The sequence below is a fragment of the Actinoplanes sp. ATCC 53533 genome, assembly GCF_003947245.1.
The window spans coordinates 1-9,117 of sequence record NZ_QHHV01000359.1 but is presented as its reverse complement, the minus strand read 5'-3'; the positions used below and the strand labels follow the sequence as shown (position 1 = coordinate 9,117).

Here is a 9,117-nt window from a genome sequence, read left to right as displayed (position 1 = left end):
CAGGGTCACCTCGCATCCGAGGCCCCGGGCCACGGCGGCGGACTCCGCGCCGAGGAACCCGGCACCGACCACGGCCAGCCGGCGCCCCGGGCCCAGCCGGCGCCGCAGGGCCAGCGCGTCGCCGAGGGTGCGCAGCACGTGCGCGCCCTGGCCGGGCAGCCGCCGGGGCCGCACCCCGGTCGCGATGACCAGCCCGTCGTATCCGACCTCCGCGCCACCGTCGAGGCGGACCGTGCGGGTGGCGAGGTTCAGGCCGGCGGCGACCACGCCGAGGCGGAGATCCAGGTCGAGGGCGGCGAGTTCGCCGGCCGTCCGCAGCGCCAGCCGCTCGGCCTCCCACTGCGAGGCGAGGATCTGCTTGGACAGCGGCGGCCGGTCGTACGGGGCGTCGACCTCCGCACCGATGAGGGTGAGCTCGCCGGCGTAACCCTCCCGGCGCAGCGTCTCGGCCGCCGTGAGCCCGGCGGCCGAGGCGCCGACGACGACGATCCGCCTCACCGCTCCTCCAGGCGGATCGCGGCCGCGGGACAGACAGCAGCGGCCTCGCGCACGCTGTCGTGCAGTTCCGCGCCGGGCTCGGCGTCGAGCACGATCGCGACGCCGTCGTCGTCGCGCTGGTCGAAGACCTCCGGCGCGGCCATGACGCACTGGCCGGCGGCCACGCACTTGGGCTCATCGAGTTCCACACGCATGATGTTCTCCGTCTCGCTCGTCAGATTCGCGGGTCACTCACCAGGTGACAGGCAGCGAGTGCAGGCCGTAGGCGACGCCGGCGAACGCGAAGTCGATCTCCTCGAACGGCACGGCCAGGGCCAGCGTGGGGATGCGCCGGTAGAGGGTGCTGTAGACGATCTGCAGCTCGACCCGGGCCAGGGACTGGCCCAGGCACTGGTGCACGCCGTAGCCGAAGGCGTGGTGCTGGCGCGCCGGGCGGGTCAGGTCGAGCTGCTCCGGCGCGGGGAACTCGCGCGTGTCCCAGTCGGCGGCGCCGAGGTCGAAGATCAGCCCGTCGCCCGCCCGGATCAGCTTGCCGTCGAGCTCGATGTCCTCGACGGCGATCCGCCGGATCCCGGTGTGCACGATGGTCAGGTAGCGCAGCAACTCCTCGACCGCACCGGCCACGACCTTCGGGTCCTCGGTCTCGCGCAGCAGCGCGAGCTGATCGGGATTCCGCAGCAGCGCGAGGGTGCCGAGCGAGATCATGTTGGCGGTGGTCTCGTGGCCCGCGATGAGGATCGCGACGCCCATCATCACGGCCTCGGTGTGGGTCATCTCGCCGGCCTTGATCCGCCCGGCCATCTCCGACAGCACGTCCTCGGCCGGCTCGGTCATCTTCTGCCGCAACAGGTTGTCGAGGTATCCGGCCAGGGCGCCGCTGGCCCGCATGGCCTCCTCCGGCGTCGAGTCGTGGCTGATCGTCTTGTTGCTGTTGGTCTGGAAGAACTCGTGATCGGCGTACGGCACCCCGAGCAGCTCGGTGATCACCAGCGTCGGCACCGGCAGCCCGACGGCCGTGACCAGGTCGGCGGGGTTCTCCCCGGCCAGCATCGCGTCGATCAGGTCGTCGATGATCTGCTGGATCCGCGGCCGCAGCTTCTCGATCCGCTTGACCATGAACGGCGGGTTGACCACCCGGCGCAGGCGGGTGTGCTCGGGGGCGTCCGTGTTGGTGATCAGCGGCGGGATGCCCTGCACGGCCGCGGCCCGCCCGGCGGTCATGTGCGGGAAGTTCGGGAGGTGCTCGTCGATGCTGACCCGCGGGTCGGCGAGCAGCAGCCGCTGGTCGGCGTGCCGGGTGATGATCCACGGTGTACTGCCGTCCCAGATCCGCACCTGGGCCACCGGGTTCTCGGCGGTCATCGCCAGCACGGGCTCGGGCGGGGAGAACGGGCAGCCGGAGGAGCGCGGCATCGGGTACCCGGGTACTTCAGCGCTCGCCGCACCGGCGGCGGCCAGGGTGTCAGCCATGGGTCCTCGGTTCCTCGTGGCCCGCCGGCCGAGGGGGACGCCGGTGCGGGCAGCGGCAAAAGCCGATGAACCCATGCAAACAGATCGTCCTGACGCCACCTGGACATTGACCTGACAGGAACCTGACGTGGCCCACGTCACAGCCCGGCCGGTACGGCGTGGCTGCCCAACCAGTAGCCGAAGCCGCGTCGGGTGTGGATCAGGGCCGGCTCGTCGCGGTCGACCTTCTGCCGCAGCCGCGACACCAGCCGCTCGATCGCGTTGTCGCCCCGGAACTCGCCCCACAGCTGCCAGGCGAGCTGCTCCTTGGAGAGCACCTGTCCGGCGTGGACCAGCAGGTGCCGCAGCAGCCTGTACTCCGCCGCGGTCAGCTCGAGGGGGCGCCGGCCGCGCCAGGCCTGGCACACCATGTCGTCGAGCAGCAGATCGCCGTGGCAGACCGCGCCCTCGCGGCGGCCGTGGGCCCGGCCGCGCAGCAGCACGTGCGCCCGGGCCAGGACCTCGGTGATCCGGCACGGCTTGGTGACGTAGTCCTCGATGCCCAGGCCCAGCTCCGGCAGCAGCCGGTCCAGGTGGTCGCAGGTGGTCAGGCACAGCACCGGTGGGCGGTCGGCCGGCGAGAGCCGGCGGCCACGGGCGAGATCATCGACGTCGGGAAGGTCGGCGTCGGCGATGATCAGGTCGAAGTGGTGGTCGCGCAGCAGCGCCAGCCCCGCGGTGCCGGTGACCGCCGTCAGCACCCAGTAGCCGGCCATTTCCAGGGGCGTGACGAGCAGGTCGAGCAGGTCGGCGTCGGGCACCACGACGAGGACGTGCTCGCCGTACCGGAGAGCTGCTTTGTCGCCGTGCATGCCAGGACCATTCGTCGCGGAGTGCACCAATCTATTCAATCAACTGACTGATATCAATCGTCAACCGGCCGGGCGGACGGCCTCCAGGGCGGCGACGGCCGCGCCCCGGGCGCCGGCCATGTCCAGATCCGGCACCAGCGCGAACGTCGCCGCGGCCTGCTGCTCGGCCCGCAACTGGGTGTTCTCCCGGACCGTGTTGAGGAACCACTGGCGGAAGTGCGGCGCCGCCTCGACCACGCCACCACCCAGGAAGTACGCCGCCGGGTCGGTGAAGTTGGCCGCGATGGTGAACAGCTTGCCGATCGCCTTGGCCTGCTGACCGAAGACCGCCAGGGCCAGCGGGTCCTCCTTCTCGCCGTACCCGCGCAGCAGCTTGGCCCCGCGCTTGATCGGCTCCCGCGCCAGCGGGTGCCCCGGGAACCGCTTCAGCCAGTACGGCAGCAGGTTGTTCTTGATGCCGGTCAGCGAGGCGATGCTCTCCACGTCCCCGGCGAAGCCGCAGTTGCACGCCGGCACCGGCTGGTCGTCCTCCAGCACGCCGTGCAGCGGGATCTGCACGTGGCCCAGCTCGCCCGCCATGCCGGCCGCGCCGCTGACGACCTTGCCGAGCTCGACCACTCCCCCGCCGAGGCCGGTGCCGACGATCGCCGCCACCGACGACTTCTCCATCGCGTCGGCACCGAAGTGCCGGTGATGGGCGTAGAGCGCGGCCGCGTTCGCGTCGTTGTTGTAGATCACCGGCAGGCCGATGCGCGCCTGCAGGGCACCGCGGATGTCGAAGCCGTGCCACGAGACCTGGGAGAAGTTCGTCGAGCCCTTCGACGAGATGACGCCGTCGGCGCTGGCCGGGCCCGGGGTGTCCAGCCCGACCGCGCGCACCAGCGTCAGCGGCGTGCTGGTCAGCGCGAGGATGCCGGTGAACGCCTCGGCGAGCTGCTCGACGGCCGACTCCGGGCCGTCGGTCACCAGGCTCGGATTCTCCACCAGATGATCGACGAGGAACTGGCCCGTCGCGTCCAGCACGGTCGCGTTGTTGCAGGTTCCGCCGTTGTCGAGACCCACTACGACCCAGGACGCCGGGGTCCGTACCGCATCGATCTGATCCACCGCCCGAGCGTACGTCTCAGCGCGCCGGGGCGCGACGGGTGCAACCGGATTGCGGCTGGTGAGCGTCCGGTTGCCGGCGCGACTGCGGCGCCGGAACGCGCCGAAGGGCCTGGCATGACGACGAAGAGTGAGCCGACCCGCCGCGCCGTTCTCGGTGGTGCCGTGGCCGTGGCCGTGACCGCAGCCGGGGGCCTCGCCCTCGACGCGGCGCTGGCCGTGCCCGCCTCCGCCGCCGCAGCCGCGGTGCCGACCGACCTCGTCTCCGCCGACCCGCTCGCGCACCTGCTGCGCCGGGCCACCTTCGGCCCCACCCCGGCGGCCCTGGCCGAGCTCGCCAGGCTGGGCGTGCCGGCCTGGCTGGACCGCCAGCTCGACCCGGCGAAGATCGACGACGCGGCCCTGGACGCGCTGCTCACCCGGCTGCCGCTGGCCGGCGCCGACGTCGCGACGGTACGCGCCAAGCTGCCCGTGCACTCCTACGAGGCGTTCCGCCAGCTCGGCCGCGCCGCGGTGGCCCGGGCCTGCTGGAGCAACCGGCAGCTGTTCGAGACCACCGCCGACTTCTGGGCCAACCACCTGCACGTCTCAGCGCCGTCCAGCGGCGTGTGGGACAGCCGCAGCGACTACGACAAGATGGTGACCCGCAAGTACACCTTCGGTCGCTACGCGGACATGCTCAAGGCCTCGGCCCGGCACCCGGCGATGCTGACGTACCTGGACAACCGGTCGTCGACCAAGGCGCTGCCGAACGAGAACTACGCCCGCGAGCTGATGGAGCTGCACTCGGTCGGCATGATCTACACCGAGGCCGACGTGCAGGCCGCCGCGAAGCTGCTCACCGGCCTGACCGTGACGAGCGCGGGCACCTACACGTACACGGCGGCCAAGCACGCCACCGGCGCCGTACGGATCCTCGGCTTCAGCCACCCGAACGCGACCGCCGAGGGCGGCGAGGCGGCCGCGCTGGCGTTCGTCGACTACCTGGCCCGGCACCCGGCGACCGCGGAGCGGCTGGCCACCAAGCTGTGCCTGCGCTTCGTCGCCGACGAGGCCCCGGCCACCCTGGTCGCGAAGCTCGCGAAGGTGTACCTGGACAACGACACGTCGATCGTGCCGGTGCTGCGGGCGCTGTTCACCTCGCCGGAGTTCGCCGCGTCGATCGGGCAGAAGGTCCGCACGCCGTTCGAGGACCTGGCCGCCACCGTCCGCGCCCTCGGGCTGGGCCCGGAGACCTCCGGCGTCAAGGCCCTGGACGCGCTCTACAACCACCTGGTCAACGCCGGGAACGCGCCGTTCCGCTGGAGCCCGCCGAACGGCTACCCGGACGTCGCGGCCGCCTGGGCCTCGCCCTCGGCGTTCCTCATCCGTTGCAACATCCACTTGAACCTCGCGACCGGCTGGTATCCCAAGGAGCTCACCCGTCCCGCCGATCTGCTCACGGCACTCGTGCCGGTGCTGCCCAAGACGTACGGCGCGCTGGTCGACGCCCTGGCCCGGCGGCTGGTCGGCGCCCCGCTGCCGGCCGATCACGTGGCCGCCGTGCTAAGCGTCGCGGACAAGCTGCCGACGAGTCCTCTGACCAGCAAGGAGTCGGTCGCCGGGAGCCTGCCGTACCTGATCGCTCTCGTCCTCGACTCGCCCTCCTTCCAGCTGAGGTGACTCCTATGACCGCACGGGCCTGCTGTGACGAGAACACGAAGCTGCTCAGCCGCCGGGGGGTGCTGGGCCGCGGCCTGGCCGCCGGCGCCGCCGGAGCGCTGGCCGGCCTGGTCGGCGAAGGGCTGTCCACCCGGCTGGCCTTCGCCGCCGGCGGCTACACCGGCGACACCCTGGTCGTGCTGTCGCTGCGCGGCGGCTTCGACGGACTGTCGGCGATCGCACCGATCGGCGACCCCGACTACTACAAGGCCCGCCCCACGCTCGCCCTGCCGAAGAGCCAGGCGATCGGCGGCAACAGCATGTTCGGCCTGCACCCGGGCCTGGCGCCGTTGCTGCCGATGTGGAAGAACGGCAGCCTGGCCGCGGTGCACGCGGTCGGGCAGCCGAACCCGACCCGCTCCCACTTCGCCGCCATGGAGGAGATGGAACGCGCGGCGGCCGGCACGGCGCTGCGCAGCGGCTGGCTGGACCGGATGCTCGGCATGACCGGCGCCACCGGCCCGCTGGCGGCGGTCTCGCTGGGCAACGCGATGCCGGCCCGGCTGCTCGGCGGCTCCTTCTCCGACGTGTCGATGACCTCGGTCGACGGCTTCACCCTGGCCGGCGACAGCGCGAAGCGCCCGATGGCCGCGGCACTGCGCAGGATGTACGAGTCCGCACCCGGCCCGCTGGCCGGTCCCGCCCGGGCCGCGGACGCGGCCCTGACCGCAACCGCGGGGGTACGCAGCACGGCGTACACACCGGCGAACGGGGCGGCCTACCCGGCCACGCCGCTGGGCGACGCTCTGAAGGACGTGGCCCGGCTGATCAAGGCGAAGGCGGGCCTGGCCGCGGCGGCGGTGGACTGCGGCGACTGGGACATGCACCAGGGCCTCGGCACCGCGGTCAAGGGCCAGCGCATGTTCGACAACCTCCTGGAGACCTCGAACGCGCTCGCGGCGTTCGCGGCCGACCTGGGCCCGGCCGGGATGGCGGCGGTGACCGTGGTGACGGTGAGCGAGTTCGGCCGCCGGGTGGCGGAGAACGGCTCCCGCGGCACCGACCACGGCCACGGCAACGCGATGCTGCTGATGGGCGGCGGGGTCCGGGGCGGCACCGTGTACGGCACCTGGCCGGGCCTGGCGCCGGGCGCGCTGGTGGCCGGCGACCTGGCCGCGACGACCGACTACCGCGCGGTGATCGGCGAGGTCCTGCAGAAGCGGTGCGGATTCGGCTCCCTGTCCGACGTCTTCCCGGACGTGGCACCGGCGTCGTTCGGGTTGGCCGCTGCCCGATAGCCGCGCGCTGTTAGCGTCGTCCCCTCAGCCGGGGGGAGAGACCGATGACATCGACGACGTTCCGGATCGGCGGAGATCTGGAGGTACGGCGGCTCGGGTTCGGCGCCATGCACCTGCCGACCGAGGCGGGCGCCGCCCGCGAGGCCGCCCTGGCGGTGGCCCGGCGGGCCGTCGAGCTGGGCGTCACGCTGATCGACACCGCCTACCTGTACGGCGGCGGAGCCAACGAGGAACTGCTCGCCGAGGCGCTGTACCCCTACCCGGACGGGCTGGTCATCACGACCAAGGTCGGCGTCGCGCGATCCGGGCCGCAGGGCGAGTGGCAGCTGGACGGGCGGCCGGCAGTCCTGCGTTCCCAGGTCGAGCAGGCGCTGCGCCGGCTGCGCGTCGAGCGGATCGACCTGCTCCAGCTGCACCGGATCGATCCGGAGACGCCGCTCGCCGACCAGCTCGGCACGCTGCGGGACCTGCGGGCCGAAGGCAAGATCGGCCGGATCGGGCTGTCCGAGATCACCGTGGCCGAGCTCGACCAGGCGCGCCGGATCGTCGCGGTGGCGAGCGTGCAGAACCGGTACAACCTGCTCGACCGCGAGCACGAGCCCGTTCTCATGGCCTGCGAGCGGGCCGGCATCGCCTTTCTGCCGTGGCGGCCGGTCGCGGCGGGCACGTCGGGGGCGAAGGCGGGGATCGCCGCCGTGGCGGCCGAGGTCGGTGCCACCGCCACCCAGGTCGCGCTCGCCTGGCTCCTGGACCGCTCGCCGGTCATCCTCCCGATCCCCGGCACCGCCCGGGTGGATCATCTGGAGGAGAACCTCGCCGCGACAGGATTCCGGTTGACCCCGGCCCAGCGCGCCGGCCTGGACCGGTTGCACGAGCCGGCATAGGGCAATCGATCCCGGACCGAGGAAACCGTTCGTCGATCCCTCATTGTGGTTTCGCTCGATCTGCGAGAAGTGCCTGCCCGGAAAAGTGTTACCGGCCCACGATCGGGCCGCGAGCTGGGGTTTTTCTGGCGCGGACAGGCGCAGGAAACGCGATGCCAGGCCGCCTCCCGGGCGCTTCGTTGAGGGTTTGGGAGCGCTCCCGTAACATGCCTGACGCGGCTGCTCAACAATCCCCAAGCAACGATCCCCGTGAATGCGCAGGCCGTCATCCCCGTCAGGAGAAACGTATGACCAGATTGAGGGCGACCAATGTCGGACTGGCGCTGGCCGGCGTCGGGTTGCTGGCGTCGACGGCGGTCGTCGCGGCATTGCCGGCGAGCGCCGCGGCCGCGGGCTGCGCGGTGAACTATGCCGTGTCGTCGCAGTGGCAGGGCGGGTTCGGCGCCAACGTGACGATCACCAACCTGGGTGACGCGCTGACCGGCTGGACGTTGACGTGGTCGTTCAGCGCCGGGCAGACGGTGACGCAGGCGTGGAACACGTCGTTGACGCAGACCGGCTCGGCGGTGACCGCCAACAACGTGAGCTACAACGGCGCGGTCCCGACCAACGGAACGGTGTCGTTCGGTTTCAACGGGTCGTCGACCGGCAGCAACCCGGCGCCGACGAGTTTCGCCGTGAACGGCGTGACGTGCACCGGCGGCACCACGCCGACGACGCCACCGACAACGCCCCCGACCACCGGTCCGACGACGCCGCCCGCCCGTGCACGCTGCCGTCGTCCTACCGCTGGACCTCGACCGGCTCACTGGCCAACCCGAAGGCGGGCTGGGTGTCCCTCAAGGACTTCACCACCGCCCCCTACAACGGCAGACACCTCGTCTACGCCACCACCCACGACACCGGCACCACCTGGGGCTCCATGAACTTCAGCCTCCTGACCAACTGGACCGACATGGCCTCCGCCAGCCAGAACACCATGTCATCCGCCACCGTCGCACCCTCACTGTTCTACTTCGCCCCCAAGAACATCTGGGTCCTCACCTACCAATGGGGCCCATCGCCCTTCATGTACCGCACCTCGAACGACCCCACCAACCCCAACGGCTGGTCCGCGGCACAACCACTGTTCACCGGCAGCATCACCGGCTCCGGCACCGGACCCATCGACCAGACGATCATCGGCGACGGCACCACCATGTACCTCTTCTTCGCCGGCGACAACGGCAAAATCTACCGAGCCGGCATGCCCATCGGAAACTTCCCCGGAAACTTCGGCGCCACCTACACCACGATCATGACCGACACCACCAACAACCTCTTCGAAGCACCCCAGGTCTACAAAGTCCAAGGCCAAAACCAATACCTCAT

The 9,117-nt window shown here is 71.5% G+C and carries 8 protein-coding genes and 1 pseudogene; 4 read left to right on the top strand and 5 right to left on the bottom strand.

The features are described from left to right. The 5 genes from DMB66_RS57125 to DMB66_RS57105 form a co-directional block, all read right to left on the bottom strand. Positions 1 to 498: FAD-dependent oxidoreductase (locus DMB66_RS57125; RefSeq protein WP_158647702.1), on the bottom strand; the 498-nt coding region annotated here is incomplete at its 3' end. Further along, positions 495 to 692 carry a ferredoxin gene (locus DMB66_RS57120; protein WP_125812350.1) on the bottom strand — a complete coding sequence of 66 codons (198 nt, stop codon included), beginning with the start codon at positions 690 to 692 and terminating at the stop codon, positions 495 to 497. The genes DMB66_RS57120 and DMB66_RS57125, both read right to left, overlap by 4 nt. 37 nt (positions 693 to 729) lie before the next feature. Beyond that, positions 730 to 1,968, bottom strand: a complete 1,239-nt coding sequence (locus tag DMB66_RS57115) for a cytochrome P450 (protein ID WP_125812349.1) — start codon at positions 1,966 to 1,968, stop codon at positions 730 to 732. Between the two features lie 137 nt (positions 1,969 to 2,105). Beyond that, positions 2,106 to 2,819 (bottom strand): response regulator transcription factor, encoded by a 714-nt coding sequence (locus tag DMB66_RS57110; protein WP_125812348.1) that lies wholly within the window; start codon positions 2,817 to 2,819, stop codon positions 2,106 to 2,108. A 60-nt stretch (positions 2,820 to 2,879) separates the two neighbouring features. Continuing rightward, positions 2,880 to 3,926, bottom strand: a complete 1,047-nt coding sequence (locus DMB66_RS57105; RefSeq protein ID WP_125812347.1) for an ROK family protein — start codon at positions 3,924 to 3,926, stop codon at positions 2,880 to 2,882. 114 nt (positions 3,927 to 4,040) lie between these two features. Here DMB66_RS57105 and DMB66_RS57100 point away from each other — a divergent pair, with 114 nt between their 5' ends. The 4 genes and pseudogenes from DMB66_RS57100 to DMB66_RS63280 all read left to right on the top strand — a co-directional run. Continuing rightward, positions 4,041 to 5,585 carry a DUF1800 domain-containing protein gene (locus DMB66_RS57100; RefSeq protein WP_125812346.1) on the top strand — a complete coding sequence of 515 codons (1,545 nt, stop codon included), beginning with the start codon at positions 4,041 to 4,043 and terminating at the stop codon, positions 5,583 to 5,585. A 5-nt stretch (positions 5,586 to 5,590) separates the two neighbouring features. Beyond that, positions 5,591 to 6,862 (top strand): DUF1501 domain-containing protein, encoded by a 1,272-nt coding sequence (locus DMB66_RS57095; RefSeq protein ID WP_125812345.1) that lies wholly within the window; start codon positions 5,591 to 5,593, stop codon positions 6,860 to 6,862. A 44-nt stretch (positions 6,863 to 6,906) separates the two neighbouring features. Continuing rightward, on the top strand, positions 6,907 to 7,746 hold the full coding sequence (locus DMB66_RS57090; RefSeq protein WP_125812344.1) for an aldo/keto reductase: 840 nt from the start codon (positions 6,907 to 6,909) through the stop codon (positions 7,744 to 7,746). Between the two features lie 287 nt (positions 7,747 to 8,033). Beyond that, positions 8,034 to 9,117: pseudogene (locus tag DMB66_RS63280) on the top strand (non-reducing end alpha-L-arabinofuranosidase family hydrolase); the annotation flags it as partial.

Excerpts from the sequence above, each read along its gene's own strand:
- DMB66_RS57090 (WP_125812344.1), top strand. The coding sequence starts at position 6,907 with ATGACATCGACGACGTTCCGGATCGGCGGAGATCTGGAGGTACGGCGG.
- DMB66_RS57110 (WP_125812348.1), bottom strand. The coding sequence starts at position 2,819 with ATGCACGGCGACAAAGCAGCTCTCCGGTACGGCGAGCACGTCCTCGTC.
- DMB66_RS57115 (WP_125812349.1), bottom strand. The coding sequence starts at position 1,968 with ATGGCTGACACCCTGGCCGCCGCCGGTGCGGCGAGCGCTGAAGTACCC.
- DMB66_RS57120 (WP_125812350.1), bottom strand. The coding sequence starts at position 692 with ATGCGTGTGGAACTCGATGAGCCCAAGTGCGTGGCCGCCGGCCAGTGC.
- DMB66_RS57100 (WP_125812346.1), top strand. The coding sequence starts at position 4,041 with ATGACGACGAAGAGTGAGCCGACCCGCCGCGCCGTTCTCGGTGGTGCC.
- DMB66_RS57095 (WP_125812345.1), top strand. The coding sequence starts at position 5,591 with ATGACCGCACGGGCCTGCTGTGACGAGAACACGAAGCTGCTCAGCCGC.